The 19,929-nt window shown below is 68.6% G+C and carries 25 protein-coding genes and 2 tRNA genes; 18 read left to right on the top strand and 9 right to left on the bottom strand.

Features of this window, described 5'->3' with window-relative positions; translation table 11 throughout:
* Positions 1–14 precede the first annotated feature (14 nt).
* The 3 genes from ACLFRB_RS02720 to ACLFRB_RS02710 are packed head-to-tail and all read left to right on the top strand — an operon-like array spanning position 15 to position 1,980.
* Positions 15–464 (top strand): type II secretion system protein, encoded by a 450-nt coding sequence (locus ACLFRB_RS02720; protein ID WP_411067460.1) that lies wholly within the window; start codon positions 15–17, stop codon positions 462–464.
* On the top strand, positions 461–1,426 hold the full coding sequence (locus ACLFRB_RS02715; RefSeq protein WP_411067459.1) for a prepilin-type N-terminal cleavage/methylation domain-containing protein: 966 nt from the start codon (positions 461–463) through the stop codon (positions 1,424–1,426). The genes ACLFRB_RS02720 and ACLFRB_RS02715 overlap by 4 nt, the downstream gene beginning before the upstream one ends.
* Positions 1,423–1,980 (top strand): hypothetical protein, encoded by a 558-nt coding sequence (locus ACLFRB_RS02710; protein ID WP_411067458.1) that lies wholly within the window; start codon positions 1,423–1,425, stop codon positions 1,978–1,980. Before ACLFRB_RS02715 ends, ACLFRB_RS02710 begins: the two co-directional genes overlap by 4 nt.
* Here the strand turns inward: ACLFRB_RS02710 and ACLFRB_RS02705 are convergent.
* From ACLFRB_RS02705 to ACLFRB_RS02690, 4 genes are all read right to left on the bottom strand, one after another.
* Positions 1,977–2,636 (bottom strand): protein-L-isoaspartate O-methyltransferase family protein, encoded by a 660-nt coding sequence (locus tag ACLFRB_RS02705; RefSeq protein ID WP_411067457.1) that lies wholly within the window; start codon positions 2,634–2,636, stop codon positions 1,977–1,979. The genes ACLFRB_RS02710 and ACLFRB_RS02705 overlap by 4 nt on opposite strands.
* A gap of 157 nt (positions 2,637–2,793) precedes the next feature.
* Positions 2,794–2,869, bottom strand: a tRNA-Phe gene (locus tag ACLFRB_RS02700).
* A gap of 36 nt (positions 2,870–2,905) precedes the next feature.
* On the bottom strand, positions 2,906–3,946 hold the full coding sequence (gene mutY / locus ACLFRB_RS02695) for an A/G-specific adenine glycosylase (protein ID WP_411067456.1): 1,041 nt from the start codon (positions 3,944–3,946) through the stop codon (positions 2,906–2,908).
* A 54-nt stretch (positions 3,947–4,000) separates the two neighbouring features.
* Positions 4,001–4,074: transfer RNA gene (locus ACLFRB_RS02690), tRNA-Gly, on the bottom strand.
* A gap of 217 nt (positions 4,075–4,291) precedes the next feature.
* On the opposite strand from ACLFRB_RS02690, the gene thiS reads away from it, so the two are divergent.
* Positions 4,292–4,498, top strand: coding sequence for a sulfur carrier protein ThiS (thiS, locus tag ACLFRB_RS02685; protein WP_411067455.1), 207 nt, complete (start codon positions 4,292–4,294; stop codon positions 4,496–4,498).
* 48 nt (positions 4,499–4,546) lie between these two features.
* Positions 4,547–5,332 (top strand): thiazole synthase, encoded by a 786-nt coding sequence (locus tag ACLFRB_RS02680; RefSeq protein WP_411067454.1) that lies wholly within the window; start codon positions 4,547–4,549, stop codon positions 5,330–5,332.
* Between the two features lie 72 nt (positions 5,333–5,404).
* Here the strand turns inward: ACLFRB_RS02680 and ACLFRB_RS02675 are convergent, their stop codons facing one another.
* A complete protein-coding gene (locus ACLFRB_RS02675; RefSeq protein ID WP_411067453.1) occupies positions 5,405–5,710 on the bottom strand; it encodes a hypothetical protein in 306 nt (101 codons plus the stop codon).
* Between the two features lie 143 nt (positions 5,711–5,853).
* On the opposite strand from ACLFRB_RS02675, the gene hemF reads away from it, so the two are divergent.
* A complete protein-coding gene (gene hemF, locus ACLFRB_RS02670) occupies positions 5,854–6,765 on the top strand; it encodes an oxygen-dependent coproporphyrinogen oxidase (RefSeq protein WP_411067452.1) in 912 nt (303 codons plus the stop codon).
* 269 nt (positions 6,766–7,034) lie between these two features.
* On the opposite strand, the gene ACLFRB_RS02665 is transcribed toward hemF, so the two are convergent.
* A complete protein-coding gene (locus tag ACLFRB_RS02665; RefSeq protein ID WP_411067451.1) occupies positions 7,035–7,313 on the bottom strand; it encodes an oxidative damage protection protein in 279 nt (92 codons plus the stop codon).
* Between the two features lie 203 nt (positions 7,314–7,516).
* Here ACLFRB_RS02665 and ACLFRB_RS02660 point away from each other — a divergent pair, with 203 nt between their 5' ends.
* Both ACLFRB_RS02660 and ACLFRB_RS02655 read left to right on the top strand, forming a co-directional pair.
* A complete protein-coding gene (locus tag ACLFRB_RS02660) occupies positions 7,517–8,449 on the top strand; it encodes an ATP-binding cassette domain-containing protein (protein WP_411067450.1) in 933 nt (310 codons plus the stop codon).
* Positions 8,446–9,216 carry an ABC transporter permease gene (locus ACLFRB_RS02655; protein WP_411067449.1) on the top strand — a complete coding sequence of 257 codons (771 nt, stop codon included), beginning with the start codon at positions 8,446–8,448 and terminating at the stop codon, positions 9,214–9,216. The genes ACLFRB_RS02660 and ACLFRB_RS02655 overlap by 4 nt, the downstream gene beginning before the upstream one ends.
* A 212-nt stretch (positions 9,217–9,428) precedes the next feature.
* Here the strand turns inward: ACLFRB_RS02655 and ACLFRB_RS02650 are convergent, their stop codons facing one another.
* The 3 genes from ACLFRB_RS02650 to ACLFRB_RS02640 all read right to left on the bottom strand — a co-directional run bounded on the left by ACLFRB_RS02650 (position 9,429) and on the right by ACLFRB_RS02640 (position 11,880).
* Positions 9,429–9,944 carry a hypothetical protein gene (locus tag ACLFRB_RS02650; RefSeq protein WP_411067448.1) on the bottom strand — a complete coding sequence of 172 codons (516 nt, stop codon included), beginning with the start codon at positions 9,942–9,944 and terminating at the stop codon, positions 9,429–9,431.
* Between the two features lie 2 nt (positions 9,945–9,946).
* Positions 9,947–10,513: an FMN-binding protein gene (locus ACLFRB_RS02645; RefSeq protein ID WP_411067447.1), complete on the bottom strand. Its 567-nt coding sequence runs from the start codon at positions 10,511–10,513 to the stop codon at positions 9,947–9,949.
* A gap of 74 nt (positions 10,514–10,587) precedes the next feature.
* A complete protein-coding gene (locus ACLFRB_RS02640) occupies positions 10,588–11,880 on the bottom strand; it encodes a hypothetical protein (protein ID WP_411067446.1) in 1,293 nt (430 codons plus the stop codon).
* A gap of 297 nt (positions 11,881–12,177) precedes the next feature.
* On the opposite strand from ACLFRB_RS02640, the gene ACLFRB_RS02635 reads away from it, so the two are divergent.
* The 10 genes from ACLFRB_RS02635 (at position 12,178) to hisIE (ending at position 19,895) form a co-directional block, all read left to right on the top strand.
* Entirely contained in the window at positions 12,178–12,432 is a 255-nt protein-coding gene (locus tag ACLFRB_RS02635) for a BolA family protein (protein ID WP_411067445.1), read from the top strand.
* 30 nt (positions 12,433–12,462) lie between these two features.
* Complete coding sequence (gene grxD / locus ACLFRB_RS02630) at positions 12,463–12,771, top strand: Grx4 family monothiol glutaredoxin (protein WP_054965605.1); 309 nt, start codon at positions 12,463–12,465, stop codon at positions 12,769–12,771.
* A 192-nt stretch (positions 12,772–12,963) separates the two neighbouring features.
* Positions 12,964–14,220: a UDP-N-acetylglucosamine 1-carboxyvinyltransferase gene (gene murA / locus ACLFRB_RS02625; protein WP_411067444.1), complete on the top strand. Its 1,257-nt coding sequence runs from the start codon at positions 12,964–12,966 to the stop codon at positions 14,218–14,220.
* Between the two features lie 183 nt (positions 14,221–14,403).
* Entirely contained in the window at positions 14,404–15,060 is a 657-nt protein-coding gene (gene hisG, locus ACLFRB_RS02620; protein WP_411067443.1) for an ATP phosphoribosyltransferase, read from the top strand.
* 44 nt (positions 15,061–15,104) lie between these two features.
* Entirely contained in the window at positions 15,105–16,439 is a 1,335-nt protein-coding gene (gene hisD, locus ACLFRB_RS02615; RefSeq protein ID WP_411067442.1) for a histidinol dehydrogenase, read from the top strand.
* Complete coding sequence (gene hisB / locus ACLFRB_RS02610) at positions 16,436–17,029, top strand: imidazoleglycerol-phosphate dehydratase HisB (RefSeq protein ID WP_411067441.1); 594 nt, start codon at positions 16,436–16,438, stop codon at positions 17,027–17,029. The genes hisD and hisB overlap by 4 nt, the downstream gene beginning before the upstream one ends.
* A complete protein-coding gene (gene hisH, locus ACLFRB_RS02605) occupies positions 17,029–17,700 on the top strand; it encodes an imidazole glycerol phosphate synthase subunit HisH (protein ID WP_411067440.1) in 672 nt (223 codons plus the stop codon). Before hisB ends, hisH begins: the two co-directional genes overlap by 1 nt.
* Entirely contained in the window at positions 17,691–18,428 is a 738-nt protein-coding gene (hisA, locus tag ACLFRB_RS02600) for a 1-(5-phosphoribosyl)-5-[(5-phosphoribosylamino)methylideneamino]imidazole-4-carboxamide isomerase (protein WP_411067439.1), read from the top strand. The genes hisH and hisA overlap by 10 nt, the downstream gene beginning before the upstream one ends.
* A complete protein-coding gene (gene hisF / locus ACLFRB_RS02595) occupies positions 18,418–19,176 on the top strand; it encodes an imidazole glycerol phosphate synthase subunit HisF (RefSeq protein ID WP_411067438.1) in 759 nt (252 codons plus the stop codon). Before hisA ends, hisF begins: the two co-directional genes overlap by 11 nt.
* Entirely contained in the window at positions 19,173–19,895 is a 723-nt protein-coding gene (gene hisIE / locus ACLFRB_RS02590; RefSeq protein WP_411067437.1) for a bifunctional phosphoribosyl-AMP cyclohydrolase/phosphoribosyl-ATP diphosphatase HisIE, read from the top strand. The genes hisF and hisIE overlap by 4 nt, the downstream gene beginning before the upstream one ends.
* The last annotated feature ends 34 nt before the right edge of the window (positions 19,896–19,929 follow it).

The following is a 19,929-nucleotide window of genomic DNA, read 5'->3' as shown; positions in this document are numbered from 1 at the left end:
CAGGCGTACAGTCCATGGGGAAGGAAGGGGGGTTCACCCTGATCGAGGCGCTGCTGGCCATGAGCGTGTTCGCCATCGGGGCCGCCATGCTGTTCCCGGCCATTTTCGCCTGGGTGGACGCCACTTCCCTGTCCCTCCAACGGGACGAGGCCATGCGGGTGCTGACCCGCTCCGAGGATACCCTGACCTACTCCACGGGATCGGTCTGGGATCCTCAGGCGACGGAGTCCCAATACGAAACCGCCCTGGAAACGCTGGATTCGGCCAGCTACTCCACCTGGAAGGAGTTTGCCGCCGCGGATCTGCCCACCAAGTACGAGGTGCAAACGGCGGTGGTGGGCGTCACCGACACCGACGGCAACGTGGCTAGCCGCGTGATGCGCATTCGGGTCCGGTGGGACCGCCCGGGTGGGGGAACGGAATCCGCCTCCCGCCTCCTGCAGCGCAACGGAGAGCTCCTGTGAGTCGTGGTGCCGCTTCCCGTTCCCGGGCCGCCGAGCGGGGCTTCTCGCTGGTGGAGCTGCTGGTGGCCATGGCCGTGGTGGGGCTGCTGCTCGGCGCGGTCTTCCTTACCTTTACCAACTTCCTCACCGAAAGCGCCAACCAGGCCTCCCTGAGCGCCCAGAGCCTTGACGTCCGCACGGGACTGAACCAGGTGCGCCGGGATCTCTCCTCCACCGGGATGGGGATCCCCGACGGGGACATGGACACGGCCGTGGCCGGAACGGCCTCCAGCGTCACCATCCGGTCCACGGGGGTCACGGGCCGGAATGACGACAACGAAAACCCGGCGGGGGCCGTGGCCGTCATACAGTCCGGGCCCAGCGCCAACGGCATCCCGGACGATGCCTCCGGGGTGGTGCTGACTCCGGCCCGGGAGTACGTGGACGATACCGGCAGCACCACCAACAACCGGTTCGATGAGCTCGATGAGCTGGAATTTAGCCTGAAGACCACCAAGCTCTTCTACGTGACCCGCACGAGCCCCAATTTCTACGAGCGGCAGTACCGCCTGGGCGCGGACTGCTCCGAGGCGGGCGGTGACTGCGGGGCGTGCGCCGACGGCACCCCGGACCTGATCCATAATGACACCAATGGCGGCTCCGGCCCGGCGGCGGAGTGCGTGGCCGATTTCCGGGTGCGCTACGGCTTCCAGACCAGCGACGGGGACATCGACTTCTCCAGCACCGACCCGGATGACGATGTGCCCTCGGGTGTGGACGATCGCCTTCCGGACGCCCTGAAGGTGGGCATGGTCGTGCAGGTGGGCAGCGAGTACCGCAACGAGGTGCGTACCGAGAGCCCGGTGACCTATACGGACGAGGACCTGGACCCCGACGACGGGGTGGACCTGAGCGAGGAACAGCAGCAATACCGATGGAAGGTTGTGGAATGGACCGTGCCCCTGCCCAACATCCCCCGATGAGCTCGGAGCGGGGGGTCGCCCTGGTCACCGTGCTGGTGGTCCTGGCGTCCATCGCCCTGCTGATGGCGGGGGTCTATTCCCTGGTCGTGGAGGGGACCCGCTCGGCCCGGGACAACATCCAGTTCCAGAGCACCCGGAGCCTATCCGATACCGGCCTGGAGCACGCGGCAAGCGTGGCGGACTCGGTGTGCCGACTGGGCTTCTTCCCAGACGCGCCGGAAGGGGCTGGCGTTCAGTGGAGCAGCAGGACAAGCTTTGCCGAATATCTGCGGGGGACGGAGACCCGTTCGGAGGGGGGCGGTCCCGAGCCCTGCACCGAGTCCGACCCGGACATCCGGTATGAGGATCCTGCCACTGGCATCGAGGTGCGGGCCTGCGTCCACCATGGGGACAAGAGCACCTTGGCGGGTAGCGGCTCGGGGCCGGTGTTCACCCAGGGGGCCCAGGGGAAGGAGGCCGTGCAGAACCTGTTCGAGATCACGGTCTGGGCGGAAGGGCCCCAGGAGGTGGTGGGGCAGTACCAGGCGGCGGCCCGGTACTTCACCAGCAACTAGAAGACGAATTCCTTCTTCTTCTCCACCCCGCGCAGGTGGGGGATCCCCTCCAGCTCGAACAGGGCCTCCTCGCTGAAGGCGTCCTCGCCGAGGCGGGTGATGCGGTAGGCCTCCTGGACCGGGGGGTCATTGTCGAGGATGCACACCAGCCGGCCTCCGTGGGTGAGCTGCTCCCTGATCTCCTCGGGCAGGTAGGGCATGGCCCCGGTGACCAGGATGGCGTCGTAGGGCGCCTGCCGCTCCCAGCCCCGGGAGCCGTCCCCCACCTCCACGCGGACGTTGTCGTAGCCCCGGGCGGCAAGGCGCTGCTCCGCCTCCACCTTGAAGCCCGGCGTCACCTCCACGCTCCAGACCTCCTTGGCCAGCTCGGCGAGCAGGGCGGTGACGTAGCCGGTGCCGGTCCCCACCTCCAGCACCTTGTCCTCGGGATTCAGGCGCAGCTCCTGGAGCAGGCGGGCCTCCACCAGGGGGGAGAGCATGTGCTCCCCGATCCCAAGCGGCACCTGGTAGTCGATGTAGGCCCACTCCTTGGACTCCTCGGGCACGAACTCGTGGCGGGGAACGCGGTCCAGGGCGTTCAGGATGCGGTCATCCAGCACCTCCCAGGTACGAATCTGGGATTCGATCATGTTCCGGCGTGCCTTATCGAAGTCCATGACTGCTGCACCTTTCCCGCGTTGAAGGGAGTCCGGGGGTTGTATCGAAGCCACGCGATTAAACCACCCCCCTGAAAGGGGTGTCAACGCGGGGGGACAGGACGCAAAAAAGCCCGGATCCCAGGGAGGGATCCGGGCCGATGCGGAGTCCGTCGGATGGTGCCCGGGGGCGGAATCGAACCACCGACACGAGGCTTTTCAGGCCACTGCTCTACCGACTGAGCTACCCGGGCGAAGGCCCCAAATTCAAACGCGATCCGGCTGCGAAGTCAAGGAGCGTTTTCCACCCAGGGGATGATGGCGGCCGGCAGGCCCAGCCGCTCGCGGTCCCGGGCCCGGGCGAAGGTCCGCTCGGCGTCGCCCAGGCTCGCCGTCCCGCCCCAGGCGAGGCGGAGGGGATGGAGGTCCAGGTGGAAGTGGCTGAAGGTGTGGCGGAAGGCCGGTAGCTGCCCCGCCGCCTCCAGCCGCGCCCCCAGCCGCTGTTCCAGCGTTGTACGGGCGTCCTCGGCGGTGTGGCCGTCCTTCTCTACCAGGGGCGGACACCAGAGCCCGCCCCAGAAGCCTGTGGGGGGGCGGCGCTCCAGCAGCAGGCCATGGTCCGACTCCACCAGGGCCAGCCAGGCCTCGCGCACGGGCTTCTCCTTGCGGGGGGCGCGGGCGGGCAGAACCTCGGCCAGCCCCTCCGCGACGGCGCCGCAGTGCCTCCGCACGGGGCACCGGTCGCAGCAGGGGCTTTTGGGCGTGCAGAGGGTGGCCCCCAGGTCCATGATGGCCTGGTTGTAGTCCCGGGCGTTGCGGGCCGGCGTGCGCCGCCGCGCCTCTTCCCAGAGGCGCCGCTCCACGGGGGAGCGGCCAGGGTGGTCCGTCTCCACCACCACCCGGGCGAGCACCCGCTTCACGTTGGCATCCAGGATGGGCAGGGAATGATTGCAGGCGCTCGACAGGATGGCCCCGGCGGTGGAGGGTCCGACGCCGGGCAGCGCCACCACGTCCGCGTAGTGCCGGGGGAAGGCCCCGCCGTGCTCGTCCCGGACGCGGCGGGCGGCGGCGTGCAGGTTGCGGGCCCGGCTGTAATAGCCCAGCCCGGACCACAGCGCCAGGACCTCGTCCTCGGTGGCGTCGGCGAGGTCCCGGATGGTGGGGAATCGCTCCAGGAAGCGGCGGTAATAGGGGCGCACCGTCTCCACCCGGGTCTGCTGGAGCATGATCTCCGAGACCCAGACGGGGTAGGGGTCGTCGAGGCCCCGCCACGGCAGGGACCGGCCATGGCGTCGGTACCATTCCAGGAGGTCCTGGGCGAAGGGGTGCATGGGCCACCGGGCGCAAAAAAAGCGGCCGGATGGCCGCTTTCAGGGTTTCGGAACTGGAGCGGGTGATGGGAATCGAACCCACATCACCAGCTTGGGAAGCTGGGGTTCTACCATTGAACTACACCCGCCGTGTCCTTCGGGAGGCGCCGGGGCGTCCTCCCTCCGAGACAACAACAATGTACCATGCTGCGCGCCAGACGCAACCGGCCGCCCTGCCGGCGGCCGGACGGGTCTGATATCCTTTCGGGTGGTCGCGGGCGCCGTCCCCGACTCGGTTCCCGGACGCCGGGGAAGCGGGCCGGGCGCGCGGCCGCGCCGCGAAACCGCCGCCGAGGGAGTGGATGCATGGAGATCTGGGTGAACGGAGAAGCCCGGACGGTGGAGGAGGGCAGCACCTTGCGTGTCCTGGTGGAGGAGCTGGGGCTGGACCCCCGGGGCGTGGCCGTGGAGGTGAACCGCGAGGTGGTGCCCCGCAGCACCCATGCCGAGCACGTCCTGCAGGAGGGGGACCGTGTGGAGGTGGTCCGGGCCATCGGGGGCGGGGACCGCTGAGCCCACCGCCAATACGCCTTTGAACCCAACATTCGAGCCAACCGCGCTATGACGCAGAGCAGCGACCCCCTGATCATCGCCGGCCGGGAGTTCTCCTCCCGGCTGCTGGTGGGAACCGGCAAATACGCCGACCTGGAGCAGACCCGGGCGGCCGTGGAGGCCAGCGGCGCCGAGATCGTCACGGTGGCCGTGCGCCGTACCAACATCGGCCAGCAGGCGGACGAGGCCAACCTCCTCGACTACCTCGACCCGGCCCGTTATACCATCTTGCCCAATACGGCGGGCTGCTTTACCGCCGAGGACGCCGTGCGCACCTGCCGGCTGGCCCGCGAGCTGGGCGGCTGGGACCTGGTAAAGCTGGAGGTCCTCGGCGACGAGAAGACCCTGTACCCCGACCTGTGGGAGACGGCCCGGGCTGCGGAGACCCTGATCGCGGAGGGCTTCCAGGTGATGGTCTACACCATGGACGACCCCATCGCCTGCAAGCGATTCGAGGAGATGGGCTGCGCCGCGGTGATGCCCCTGGCCGCCCCCATCGGCTCCGGCCTGGGAATCCAGAACAAATACAACCTGCGCATCATCCTGGAGCAGGCCAGCGTGCCCATCCTGGTGGACGCGGGGGTGGGCACCGCCTCGGACGTGGCGGTGGCCCTGGAGCTGGGCTGCGACGGGGTGCTGCTCAACACCGCCATCGCCGAGGCGGGGGACCCGGTGCGCATGGCCACGGCCATGCGCCAGGGCGTGGAGGCCGGCCGCAACGCCTACCTGGCGGGACGCATGAGCAAGCGGCTCTACGGCTCCGCCTCCTCGCCGCTGGACGGGACCTTTTTCTAGCGCTGCCTCCGGACGGCCTCGCCGGGGCCGGGGCCGCTCCTGCCCAAGGGGGGCTAACCGGCGGGGCGGCCCTCAGTGGGTGAAGCCGTTCCCGGAGCTGGAGCCGGAGGAGGATTGGTCCTCGGCGCGCTGCACCTCTCCCTGCAGATACTCCCAGATGCCGCCGATCTCCGCGGCGATGTTGGCGGCCCGGCCGAGGCGCCCGGAGGCCTCGTAGATGAGCCGCGCGTCGTCGTCCCACTGGCGCTCGTTCTGGGACTGGATGAGGGGCTCCAGGATCTCCTCCACCAGGAAGCGGAGATCGTCGGTGACGCCGGCCAGGTCCTCTTCGGCGCGCTTGGCCCACTCCGCGGCGGTGGGGCGGTCGTTCTCCGGCATAGGGATGCGGCTCCTTGGGTTGCGTCAACGGTCCCGGGGAAAAATGCCCGGGACCGAATGCGGCCGATTTCGAGCCCTTATTTTAGACCCCAAGGCGGGGCCTTGCATGGCTTTTACGGACTTCCACGGAACAGGAGGGGCGATTGGGCGAAGCGGACCGGACGCGGGCGGAGCTGGTGCAGGCGTACATGCGGGATCTTCAGGACCGCATCTGCGCCGATCTGGAGGCCCTGGACGGCGGGGCCGCCTTCCGCGAGGACGCCTGGGACCGCGAGGGCGGGGGCGGCGGCCGCACCCGGGTCCTGGAGGAGGGCAACCTCATCGAGCGCGGCGGGGTCAACTTCTCCGCCGTCCACGGCGACCGGCTGCCCGAGTCCGCCAGCGCCCGCCGGCCGGAGCTGGCCGGCCAGCCCTTCCTCGCTACCGGCGTCTCTCTGGTGCTCCATCCCCGCAACCCCTACGTGCCCACCGTGCACATGAACGTGCGCTTCTTCGACGCCGGCACCGCCTGGTGGTTCGGCGGCGGGGCGGACCTGACCCCGTATTACGGGTTCGAGGAGGACGCCGCGCACTTCCACCGCACCCTGAAGGACGCCTGCGACGGCTACGATCCCGACTACTACGGCCGCTTCAAGGCGTGGTGCGACGACTACTTCACCATCAAGCATCGCGGCGAGATGCGCGGCGTGGGCGGGATCTTCTACGACGACTTGAACGACGGCTGGGAGCAGACCTTCGGCTTCACCCGGGCGGTGGGGGACGCCTTCCTGCCCGCCTACCGGCCCATCGCCGAGCGGCGGCGGGACACGCCCTACGGCGAGCGCGAGCGGCGGTTCCAGCTCATGCGCCGGGGGCGCTACGTGGAGTTCAACCTGGTCTACGACCGGGGCACCCTGTTCGGTCTGCAGAGCGGCGGGCGCACGGAGAGCATCCTCATGTCCATGCCGCCCCTGGCCGCCTGGCAGTACGACTGGCACCCCGAGCCGGGCAGCCCCGAGGCGGAGCTGCAGGAGCAGTTCCTGCAGCCGCGGAACTGGGTGGGCGGGGAAGGGTAGGGCCGGCGCATCGGTCGCGACGCGGGCTTCGCTCCTACGGAGCGATAGCCCCGCGGAGGGTAACCCCGGCCTTTATCGGCATATGATTTGGCTGGTACGGCTTTGCCGGTCGTTCCGTGTCGGGTCGAATCCACGGCGGAACCGGGTATTGTGGGAGCGATCCTTGATCGCGACCGGCAAAAGGGGCCCCTTTGGTCGCGGTCCCGGACCGCTCCCACAAGCCCCCATGATCGCTTTTGGGCGAGCCCCGGGGGAATACCAGGGCCGTACTAGGACTTCTCGTCGGGCGGCACGTACCCTTCAGGCATCTCGGCGCCCTCGCCGAAGAAGAAGTGCTCCATCTGGGCCTGGAGGTACTGCTGGGCCTTGGGGTCCATGAGGTTCAGGCGCATCTCGTTCACCAGCATGGTCTGGTGCTGCAGCCACTGCTGCCAGGCCTCCTTGGAGACGTGGTTGTAGATGCGCTGGCCGAGCTCCCCCGGCAGGGGCGGGCGGTCCAGGCCCTCGGCCTCCCGTCCCAGGTAGACACAGTGCACCGTGCGCGCCATGAGCCGACTCCTTCCGTTACCGTTAGCCTGGAGATTCCCGCAGGCGATCGCTCGGGATTGACGGGGGTGCAACCATAAGGCGAAACCGGGTGGCCCGCAAGCCGGGCCCCGGTCCGCGTGGCAGGGTGGTCCCGTGCCCGCGGGGGCCCTAATGCGGTAGCATATCCGCTTTTTCTCGAACCGAAACCTCAGGGAGCGCCTGCATGAGCCAGGCAGCCATTAGCATCCAGGGCATCCGCAAGAGCTTCGGCAAGCTCCAGGCCCTGAAGGGCATCGACCTGGAGGTCCGGCAGGGCGAGTTCTTCGGCCTGCTCGGACCCAACGGGGCGGGCAAGTCCACCCTCATCAGCACCATCGCCGGCCTGGTGGTGCCCGACGGCGGCCGGGTGGAGGTGCTCGGCCACGACACCGTCCGGGACTTCCGCCACGCCCGCCGCAGCATCGGCGTGGTGCCCCAGGAGGTGGTCTACGATCCCTTCTTCACCGTGGAGGAGGTGATCCGCAACCAAGCCGGCTACTTCGGCGTGCGGAACATGGGCGGCTGGCTGGACGAGCTGCTGAATGCCCTGGAGCTGGACGACAAGCGGGAGGCCAACATGCGCCAGCTCTCCGGCGGCATGAAACGGCGGGTGCTCATCGCCCAGGCCCTGGCCCACCGGCCCTCCATCGCCATCCTCGACGAGCCCACCGCGGGCGTGGACGTGGAGCTGCGCCACAGCCTCTGGGAGTTCGCCCAGCGCCTGAACGACGAGGGCATGACCGTGGTGCTCACCACCCACTATCTGGAGGAGGCCGAGGAGCTCTGCGACCGCATCGCCATCATCCACCACGGCGAGGTGCAGGCCCTCGACACCAAGGACGCGCTGCTGGCCCGGGACACCACCCGCTCCCTGTGCGTGACCCTGGCCGACGCCGGCGCGGAGGTTCCGGAGACCCTGGCGCCCTTCGTGGCGGAGCGGGAGGGCAGGCAGGTGCGCCTGCGGTTCGACAAGGAGCAGCACAATCCCGTGGAGCTGCTCAACCGCTTCCAGGACGCCGGCATCGCCGTTACGGACCTGCAGACCAGTAGCCCCTCCCTGGAGGACGTCTTCCGCCGCCTCACCGGCGAGCAGCTCAGCCCCGAGGATGTCACATGATGGAGTTCAACCTCACCGGCTTCCTGACCCTGCTGCGCAAGGAGGTGATGCGCTTCTGGAAGGTGGGGGTGCAGACCGTGTTCTCCCCCATGGTCACTACCCTCCTGTACCTGCTCATCTTCAGCTACGTGCTGGAGGACCGGGTCAACGTCTACCCGGGGGTGTCGTACACGGAGTTCCTGGTGCCCGGGCTGATGATGATGTCCATCATCCAGAACGCCTTCGCCAACAGCTCGTCGAGCCTGATCCAGTCCAAGGTCACCGGCAACCTGGTGTTCATCCTGCTGCCGCCCCTGTCGAGCCTGGAGTTCTACCTGGCCTTCGTGCTGGCCGCCGCCATCCGGGGCATGCTGGTGGGGGTGAGCGTTTACATCGTGGCCATCTTCTTCGTGGACCTGAGCCTGGACCACCTGGGCGCCATCCTGCTGTTCGCGTTCCTGGCCAGCTCGGTGATGGGCGCGTTCGGCGTCATTGCCGGCATCTGGGCGGAGAAGTTCGACCAGATCGCCGCCTTCACCAACTTCTTCGTGGTGCCCCTGTCCTTCCTTTCCGGGGTGTTCTACTCCATCAACGACCTGCCCGCCTTCTGGCGCGGCGTCTCCCACCTGAATCCGTTCTTCTACATGATCGACGGCTTCCGGGCGGGCTTCATCGGCCACTCGGACGTCTCCCTGGCCTTCAGCTTTGCCTTCGTGCTGGGCTTTCTGATGCTGCTGTCGGCGGCGGCGCTGTGGATGCTGGGCACGGGCTACAAGATGCGGGGCTGAAAAGCGCCTAACCGCCAAGGACGCCAAGAAGACGGAGTAAGCACAAGGCTCTGTAGGAGCGGCGACCCGCTTCAGAGCCGAATGGTTATCGGGGGTCTTGGGGGTGGGGTTCCCTAGGGGCGTTCCGCTTTTGATGCCGTTGCGTAGTTTCTTTCTTGGCGCGCTTGGCGTCCTTGGCGGTTCCAGAGTCTTGGCGTTTCCTGTTCCGTTGTTCAGGCTTCCCCGGAGCTGGTCCGGACGCGGTAGCCGCCGCGCCGGTTGGTGGCCAGCGACCACAGGGTCACCCCCATCACCCACAGCAGGCTCAGCTCCAGGCCCAGGAAGGTGACGATCTTCAGGTAGGCGAACTCCGGGGCGGCGAAGCGCACCAGCCAGCCCGCGCCCTCGTTGCCCACGGCGAACAGGAAGGGCAGCCAGATCCCGGCCTGCTTGGCCCGGTCCGACAGCGGCGCGAACAGCATGAGGTGGACGAGGGTGATGAGCAGGATGCCCATGGCGAACAGGTGGAAATGGGCCACCTCCAGCATGCCCTCGTAGCTGCGGGGCTCGCTGAACTCGTCGGGGTTGCCCAGGTAGTACCCGACCACCGAGTCGTAGGTGAGGGTCATGTTGAGGAAGTACATGGCGCCGTTGCTCACCCAGTGCAGCAGGATGTAGCCCAGGAAAAGCAGGATCACGGTGCGCAGGAAGTCGTTCTTGCGCTGCTCGCCGGTAACGGTGAAGCGCATCCTCAGTCGTCCTCCGCCAGCTTGACCGCGTGGACCGCCAGTGCCCGGCGCACGCCGTCGGTGAGGGTCCGGGAGGTAAGGCTGGCGCCGCTCATGGACTGGATCTCGCCGCCCAGTCGGGTGTGCGGCTCCAGGCCGTGGCCCTCGAACTGGGCCAGCCAGCGTTCGCCGGGCTTGTATTCCGGCGGCTCCTTCCAGGCCAGCACCCGGGTCTGGCGGACCTTGCCCTCGGGGCTCAGGACCACCATGAAAGTGGCGGGCTTGGTGCGGATGGTGCGGGTGTCGATGAAGGCGTAGCCGGTGACGGTGTCGCCGTCCAGGCCCTTGTAGACGGTGAACAGCCGGCTCTCCAGCTCGGCGTCGGCGCGATCCTCGATCTGCTTACGCTCCTCCTCGGAGAGGTACAGGGTCTCCTTCTCCACTTCCGCCGCATCCGGCAGCCCGGCGTCCAGGGCCTCCTCCTTGCCCACCTTCTCCTCGGCGTGGCCCGCGGTCAGGCCGCCCACCAGCAGCGCCAGCACCAGGGGCATGATGCCCGGCAGCCGGATCCATCTATTTCGCTTCGCCATTGGCTCGGATCCTCCCAATAGGTACACGCCCGGCGGCGCCGGGCGTGCTCGCATTGCCCTCTATGCGACCGGGCTCAGAAGTTGTAGCCGATGCCCACCAGGTACTCGGTCTGGTTGTTCGCGTCCTCGGCCGATGCTTCGCTGTCGAACTGCTTGACCTCGGCCTTTATCGCCACGTTGGGGTGCGGCATGTAGTGCAGGCCCGCCTCGGTGATGGTGCGATCGTTGGCCGGGTCGGCGGTGTATCCGGAGGGCACGTCCGACTGGGTGTCCAGGTCGGTGTAGCGCACCCAGGGGTACAGCGACTGCTCGGGCAGGTTGGCGATGTGGGGCATGATGTCGTAGCCCGCCTCCGCGTACCAGCCGGTCATGGTATCGCTGACGCCCTCATCCAGCGAATCGGAAAGCTCCTGGGTATCGTCGATCCGGGCCTGCGCAAACATCCCGCGCAGCCACAGGCCGTTGCGCTTGTACTGGGCATGGGCTTCGTAGAGGTCCATGTGGACGTCCGGGGTGCCCAGAGACTCGCCGTCTCCATCTACGAAAAGCTCCTGCTCGTGACCCATGTCGCCGCTCCAGAAGGAGCCGCCGAGCATGACGCCGTCCACCGGGGTCCAGTCCAGGCGGCCCGTGACGGCCAGGTCGTCGGCCTGGGCGTTGGCGCCCTTCTGGCGAACGCCGCGCACGTTGGCGCCATCGATGTTGGAGGCGCCGTCCCCGATGGCGTTGAAGCTGTTCTGCACGTACAGCCGGTATTCCAGGGTGTCGGTGAGGTTGCCCCACAGGCCAACGCCGTTCTCCCGGGAGGTGGTGGGGATAATCTGCTTCTCCAACTCGGGGCGGATGTTGCCGAAGTACGTGGGCGGCTCGTGGATCTCGTTCACCAGGCCCAGCGGCGACAGCATCATGCCGGCGCGCAGGTTGGCCTTTTCGTGGAGCAGGAAGTCCAGGTAGGCGAACTCCACGTAGACCTCTTCAACGTGCTCGATCTCGATCTCGGTGTTCAGGAGGATCCAGTCGTTGAACCGGTAGCCCACGTAGAAGATCTGGCGGTAGAAGTCCGTCTCGTCGGCGCCGTCGACGGAGGAGTTCTTGTAGAACCCGTGTCCGTAACCGCCGATGGACAGGCCCTGATCCACCTCGTAGATCTTGGCGCCGGCCGGACCCACCCCGTAGGCGGGCTGGTATTCGTACTCCTCGGAGACCAGCCCCTCGCGGCGGCCACCCTCCAGCTCCTCGGAGAGGATGTCCACCTTCCGCTCCAGCTCCTCCAGGCGCTGCTGGTCGGCGCCTTCCTGGGCGTGGGCGGGCAGGGTCAGTCCCGAGGCGGCCAGGGCCGAGGCCAGGATCGCGGGTACCTTGCGCATGTGCGGTTCTCCTTTGTGGGGTTAAATGAGAACGCTTACCATTTAATTTAAGCGCAACTCTACTCGGCCTGCCCCGGGGTGTCAATACAAATGAGAATAATTCTCGAAATAGGGCGGGGAGGCTCCTCGGGCCCGGGGTGTGGACCCTCAGGGCGGATCGGCCGCAGCCGGGGGAGCATCCGCGACCAGGGGCTGTTTCCGGAAGGCATAAGAAGTCGGTAATATAAGGTTCCCCGGCCTGGGGGGAATCAGGTAGGATTGGAAAATCCGAGTAAATGACTCAAGGAATGCGAATCAATGGACGCGGAAACGGTTAAGGCCAAGATCCAGGCCGAGCTGCCGGCGGCCCAGGTGGTCGTCCAGGGCGAAGGGGACCGCTTCGGCGTGCTGGTGGTGGCCGAGGAATTCGAGGGCATGCCCCGGGTCAAACAGCACCGGAAGGTCTACGGCGCCCTGGGCGAGGAGCTCAAGGGCGAGCTTCACGCCCTGGAGGTGAAGACGTTCACCCCGGAGCAGTACCGGGCCATGGTCGAGGCCAACAATCCCAGCTAGATGGGAACCGGGTAAGGAGGAGAGCAGGCGATGGATACAGCGGTTAACGAGAAGATCGAGGGCTACGTCAACGGCCACAAGGTGGTCCTGTTCATGAAGGGCACCAAGGACTTCCCGCAGTGCGGCTTCTCCGGGCGTGCGGTGCAGATCCTCCAGAACCTGGGTGTGGACTTCCAGGACGTGAACGTGCTGGAGGACAACAGCGTCCGGGAGGGCATTAAGGAATACGCCGACTGGCCCACCATCCCGCAGCTCTACATCGACGGCGAGTTCGTCGGCGGCAGCGACCTGATGCTGGAGATGTACCAGAACGGCGAGCTGGAGACCATGCTGAAGTAGGCCTCCGGCCGCTCCGTTCCGGAGCCTTTCGGCCGCCCTCCCGGGCGGCCGAGCTGTTTGCGGACCGGCGGTGGCTGCCCCTCCCGGATGTGTGGTTTAATTGCCTCCTTGTGCAATCCGGTATCCAAAGCGGGTCCCTTTTTCCGGACAACGGGGGAAGGGGGTTGCGGAGCTAAGGTAGGCGAGAGGTTAGTGGATAAGATCATCCTACGGGGGGGTAACCGGCTGGAGGGCGAGACCCTGGTCAGCGGGGCGAAGAACGCCGCGCTGCCCTTGCTCTCGGCCTCCCTGCTGGCCGAGGCTCCGATGTATTTCGCGAACGTACCCCACCTCCGCGACGTGACCACCACCATCGAGCTGCTGGGCCAGCTCGGCGCGCGGGTGATCATCGGCGAGCGCATGAGCGTGGAGGTGGACGCCACGGACCTGACGTCCCTGCGGGCGCCCTACGAGCTGGTGAAGACCATGCGGGCGTCCATCCTGGTGCTCGGGCCCCTGCTGGCCCGCTACGGCGAGGCGGAGGTGAGCCTGCCGGGGGGCTGCGCCATCGGCACCCGGCCGGTGAACCTCCACCTCAAGGGACTGGAGGCCATGGGCGCCGAGATCGAGGTGGAGGAGGGCTACATCAAGGCCCGCGCCGCGCGCCTCAAGGGCACGCGCTTCTTCTTCGACCAGACCACGGTCACCGGCACCGAGAACCTCATGATGGCCGCCACCCTGGCCGAGGGCACCACGGTGCTGGAGAACGCCGCCCGCGAGCCGGAGGTCTCCGACCTCGCCGAGTGTCTGAACAAGATGGGCGCCCGGATCTCCGGCATCGGCACCGACGAGCTGGTCATCGAGGGGGTGGAGCGGCTGCACGGGGTGGAGCACCGCGTGCTGCCGGACCGCATCGAGGCCGGCACCTACATGGCCGCCGCCGCCCTGACCCGCGGCGACGTCACCCTGCGCAACGCCGAGCCGGAGCACGTGGAGGCGGTGAGCGAGAAGCTGCGGGAGATGGGCGCCGAGGTCACGGAGGGCGGCGACTGGGTGCGGGTGCAGATGGACCGCCGCCCGCGGGCGGTGAACCTGCGCACCCAGCCCTACCCGGGCTTCCCCACGGACATGCAGGCCCAGCTCATGGTCCTGGACGCCCTGGCGGAGGGCGGCTCCACGGTCACCGAGACCGTGTTCGAGAACCGCTTCATGCACGTCCAGGAGCTCCAGCGCATGGGCGCGGATATCGAGCTCTCCGGCAACACCGCCATCGTGCAGGGGGTGGAGTCCCTCACCGGCGCCCCGGTGATGGCCACCGATCTGCGCGCCTCGGCCAGCCTGGTTCTGGCCGGGCTGGTGGCGGAAGGGGAGTCGGTGGTGGAGCGCATCTACCACATCGACCGTGGCTACGAGCGCATCGAGGAGAAGCTGGCCCTGCTCGGCGCCGACGTGCGCCGCATGCCGGCCTGAAGACCAAAAACGCCAAGGCGCCAAGAAGCCAAGACCGGCGAAAAACCAAAATTTGAAGTCTATAATCGGGAGAGTGGCCCGATTGGCTCCAGCCTTCATTCTCGGGCCGGGAGGGGCTTTGCTTCTTGGTGCCTTGGCCTCTTGGCGCTTTCTGAATCCCGTTTAAGCGAAAGACCTGGCTCCATGCTCGATGCCAAGCTGACCATCGCCCTGTCCAAGGGCCGCATCCTGGAGGACACCCTGCCCCTGCTGGAGCGGGTGGGCATCCGCCCCAGCGAGGACCCCGACGCCTCGCGCAAGCTGGTGGTGGGCACCAACCGCCCCGGGGTGGAGCTGGTCATCGTGCGCGCCACCGACGTGCCCACCTACGTGGAGTTCGGCGCCGCCGATGTGGGCGTGGCGGGGCGGGACGTGCTCCTGGAGCAGGGCGCCGATCTCTACGAGCCCCTGGACCTGGGCATTGGCAAGTGCCGCATGGTGGTTGCCGAGCCCGAGGGGCTGGCTGCGGAGGACGACCCCAGTCGCTGGGACCGGGTGCGCATCGCCACCAAGTACCCGAACATCACCCGGGACTTCTTCGCCCGCCAGGGGGTCCAGACCCAGATCGTCAAGCTTTACGGCTCCATGGAGCTGGCGCCGCTGGTGGGGCTGGCCGACCGCATCGTGGACCTGGTGAGCACCGGACGCACCCTGGAGGAGAACGGCCTGGTGGAGGTGGAGACCCTGTTCGGCATCTCCAGCCGGCTGGTGGTGAACAAGGCCGCCCTCAAGCTCAAGCATCCCCTGGTCTCCGACCTGATCGACAGCCTGGCCGGGGTGCTGGAGGACAAGGCCTCCTGAGGCGTAGGCGCCCCTCCTACAACGGGAAACAGCCGGAGCAAGCCATGAACATCCGCCGCCTGGACAGCACGGACAGCACCTTCTCCCGCGACCTGGACGCCCTGCTGGCCTGGGAGGAGGAGGCGGACCGCGAGGTGGAGGCCACGGTCCGCGCCATCCTCGACCGGGTGCGCGCCGAGGGCGACGCGGCGGTGCTGGATTACACCCACCAGTTCGACCGGGTGGAGCACTCCACCATGGCCTCCCTGGAGATCGGCCGGGACCGCATGGAGGCGGCCCTGGAGCGGATCCCCGCGGAGCAGCGCGAGGCCCTGGAGGGCGCGGCGGGCCGCATTCGCGACTTCCACGCCCGGCAAAAGGATCGCGGCTGGTCCTACGTGGACGACTCGGGCACCCGCCTGGGGCAGCAGGTGACCCCCCTGGACAAGGTGGGGGTCTACATCCCCGGCGGCACCGCCGCCTACCCCTCCACGGTGCTGATGAACGTCCTCCCGGCCAAGGTGGCGGGGGTGGGCGAGATCGTCATGACCGTGCCCACCCCCGGCGGCGAGGTGCACGACCTGGTGCTGGCGGCCGCGGCGGTGGCCGGCGTGGACCTGGCCTTCACCATCGGCGGCGCCCAGGCCGTCGGGGCCCTCGCCTTCGGGACGGAGACCGTACCGGCGGTGGACAAGATCGTGGGGCCCGGCAACCGCTACGTGGCCACCGCCAAGCGGCTGGTGTTCGGGCGGGTGGGCATCGACATGATCGCCGGCCCCAGCGAGATCGTGGTGGTCAGCGACGGCCACACCGATCCCGACTGGGTGGCCATGGACCTGCTCTCCCAGGCCGAGCACGACGAGCACGCCCAGGCCATCCTCATCACTCCCGACGCCCAGCACCTGGACAAGGTGGCCGACAGCCTGCGCAGCCTGCTGGAGACCCTGAACCGGGCCGAGATCGCCCGGCGCTCCCTGGAGGACCGCGGCGCCCTGATCCGGGTGGCGGACCTGAAGGAAGCGGTGGCGGTGGCCAACCGCATTGCCCCCGAGCACCTGGAGCTGTCCGTGGCCGAGCCCGACACCCTGCTGGAGGAGGTGCGCCACGCCGGGGCGGTGTTCCTGGGCCGGCACACCGCCGAGGCCATGGGCGACTACGTGGCCGGGCCCAACCACGTGCTGCCCACCGAGGGCACCGCCCGTTTCAGCTCGCCGCTGGGCGTCTACGATTTCCAGAAGCGCACCAGCCTCATCGGCTGCAGCCCCGACGCCGCGCGCGAGCTGGGGGCCATGGCCGCCGTGCTGGCGCGCGCGGAAGGGCTCACCGCCCACGCCCACTCCGCGGAATACCGCGCGCGGGCGGGCGGGCCGGAGGGGAACGACGGGGAGAAGGACCAATGAGCGCGCGCCGCGCCGAGGTCTCCCGCGCCACCGCGGAGACGGACATCCGGATCACCCTGGAGCTGGACGGCACCGGCCGGTGCGACGTCGCCACCGGCGTGCCGTTCCTCGACCACATGCTCGACCAGATCGCCCGCCACGGCGCCATGGACCTCACCGTGCGCGCCGAGGGGGACCTGGAGATCGACGCCCACCACACCGTGGAGGACGTGGGCATCACCCTGGGCCAGGCGCTGACGCAGGCGGTGGGGGACAAGCGTGGCATCTACCGCTACGGCCACGCCTACTGCCCGCTGGACGAGTCCCTGTCGCGGGCGGTGGTGGACCTCTCCGGCCGGCCCGGCCTGGAGTACCACCTGGTGTTCGCGCGCGGCTGGATCGGCGATTTCGACGTGGACCTGCTGAAGGAGTTCTTCCAGGGCCTGGTGAACCACGCCGCCATGACCCTGCACCTGGACAACCTGCGGGGCGAGAACGCCCACCACATCGCCGAGTCCGCCTTCAAGGCCTTCGGCCGCGCCCTGCGCTTCGCCGTGGCCGAGGACCCGCGCGCCGGCGGCACGGTGCCCTCCACCAAGGGCAGCCTGTGATGGCGGGCCGCATCGCCGTCATCGACTACGGCATGGGCAACCTGCGCTCGGTGTCCAAGGCCCTGGAGCACGTTGGAGGCGAGGTCACCATCGCCACCACGGCCGCCGAGGTGGCGGCCGCCGACCGTGTCGTGCTTCCGGGCGTGGGGGCCATCCGCGACTGCCTGGCAGCCCTCGACGCGCAGGGGCTGCGCGAGGCAGTGACCGAGGCCGCCGCCAGCAAGCCCTTCCTGGGCATCTGCCTGGGCATGCAGGCCCTGGTGGAGACCTCCCTGGAGTACGGCGAGCACCCCGCCCTCGGCATCCTGCCCGGGCGGGCGGTGGCCTTCCCGGAGGAGGCCATGGTGGACGACGCCGGCAAGCGCCTGAAGGTCCCGCACATGGGGTGGAACCGGGTCTTCTTCATGGAGGCGGACCATCCCCTGTGGGCGGGCGTCGGGGACGGCAGCCGCTTCTACTTCGACCATTCCTACATCGTGGAGCCGGCGGGCCCGGAGATCATCGCGGGGGCCACCGTCTACGGCATCCAGTTCACCTCGGCGGTGGCCCGGGAGAACATCTTCGCCACCCAGTTCCACCCGGAGAAGAGCTCCGGGCACGGCCTGCAGCTGCTGGCCAACTTCATCGCCTGGGACCCCGCCAACAGCAAGGAGGCGGGCCAATGCTGCTGATCCCCGCCATCGACCTGAAGGATGGCGCCTGCGTGCGGCTGCGCCAGGGCGAGATGAGCGATTCCACGGTCTACTCCGAGGACCCCGCCGCCACCGCCCGGCGCTGGCTGGAGGCCGGGGCTCGGCGCCTGCACATCGTTGATCTGAACGGCGCCTTCGCCGGCCGGCCGGAGAACGAGCCGGCCATCCGGTCCATTACCAGCGAGGCCGGCAACGTCCCGGTGCAGCTGGGGGGCGGGATCCGCGACCTGGAGACCATCGAGGCCCACTTGAACGCCGGGGTCAGCTACGTGATCCTCGGCACCGCCGCAGTGCGCAACCCGGGCCTGGTGCGGCAGGCGGCCACCGAGTTCCCCGGCCATGTGATGGTGGGGCTGGATGCCCGGGACGGCAAGGTGGCCGTGGAGGGGTGGTCCAAGATGACCGGCCACGACGTGGCGGATCTGGCGCGGAAGTTCGAGGACTACGGCGTGGAGGCCATCGTCTACACGGACATCGGTCGCGACGGCATGCTCACCGGCCCCAACGTGGAGGCCACCGCCGCCCTAGCGCGCTCCCTGCGCATCCCGGTGATCGCCTCCGGGGGGATCCACACCCTGGAGGACATCCGCGCCCTGAAGGGCGTGGAGGGGGAGGGGGTCACCGGCGCCATCACCGGGCGGGCCATCTACGAGGGCACCCTGGACTTCGCCGAGGCCAACGAGGTGGCGGAAGACCATGCTGGCTAAGCGCGTGATTCCGTGCCTGGACGTGGACGCCGGCCGCGTGGTCAAGGGCGTGCGCTTCAAGGAGATCCGCGACGCCGGCGACCCCGTGGAGATCGCCCGCCGCTACGACGAGGCCGGCGCCGACGAGCTGGTGTTCCTCGACATCACGGCCAGCCACGAAGGCCGCGACACCATCGTGGAGGTGGTGGAGCAGGTGGCGGCGGAGGTGTTCATCCCGCTCACCGTGGGCGGCGGCGTGCGCACCAGCGACGACGTGCGCCGCTTGCTGCGGGCCGGCGCCGACAAGGTGGCCATCAACACCGCCGCGGTTAAGGACCCCGATGTGGTGACCGCCGCCGCGCAGCGCTTCGGCGCTTCCTGCATCGTGGTGGCCATCGACGCCAAGCGGGTGGGCGAGGGCGAGTGGCACGTGTTCACCCATGGCGGCCGCAACGACACGGGCATCGACGCCGTGGCCTGGGCCCGGGAAGTGGCCGAGCGCGGCGCCGGGGAGATCCTGCTCACCAGCATGGACCGCGACGGCACCAAGGACGGCTTCGACCTGGGACTGACGCGGGCGGTGGCCGATGCCGTCCCGGTGCCCGTGATCGCCTCCGGTGGCGTGGGCACCCTGGAGCACCTGGTGGAAGGGGTGCGGGACGGCGGCGCCGATGCGGTGCTGGCCGCCTCCATCTTCCACTTCGGCGAGCATTCCGTGGCCGATGCCAAGGAGGCCATGGCTGCCGCCGGCATCGAGGTGCGCCGATGAGCGAGGAAAGCTGGCTGGACGCGGTGCAGTGGGACGACAAGGGCCTGGTGGTGGCCGTCGCCCAGGAGGCGCGCTCGGGGGAGGTCCTCATGCAGGCCTACATGAACCGGGAGGCCCTGGCGGCCACGGTCCGTGACGGCTATGCAACCTATTGGTCCCGTTCCCGGTCCAAGCTGTGGCGAAAGGGCGAGAGCTCGGGCCACCTGCAGGCCGTGGAGGAGATCCGGCTGGACTGCGACAATGACGCCGTCCTCCTGCGCGTGCAACAGACCGGCCCGGCCTGCCATACCGGGCGCGCCAACTGCTTCTTCCAACGCCTGGAGGACGGTTCCTGGGTAAAGACGCAGCCCGCTCCCGGGGGCGGGAAGGAGGCCGGCCCGGACGGGGGCGAAGGCACCCTGCGGCGTATCGCGGCGGTCCTCGAGGAGCGGAAGGGGGCGACCCCCGACAGCTCCTACGTGGCTTCCCTGTACGCCAAGGGGCGCAACAAAATCCTGGAGAAGGTGGGGGAGGAGGCCACGGAGGTCCTGCTGGCCGCCAAGGACGGGGAGCAGGACCGGAACGCCGTGGTTTCGGAAACCGCCGATCTCTGGTTCCATTGCCTCGTCATGCTGGCCGAGCAGGGATTGGGGCCGGACGAGGTGCTGGCCGAGCTGGACCGCCGCTTCGGTACCCCGGGGCACACGGAAAAGGCGGCCCGGGGCGGGGCCGAAAGCTAGGCGCCCGCCCGCATTCGAAAACGAAACTTCATGA

The sequence above is a fragment of the Thiohalorhabdus sp. genome, from assembly GCF_046545655.1.
Classification (GTDB): Bacteria; Pseudomonadota; Gammaproteobacteria; order Thiohalorhabdales; family Thiohalorhabdaceae; genus Thiohalorhabdus.
Note: the sequence above shows the minus strand (reverse complement) of the source record. Positions and strands in the feature narration are given on the sequence as shown.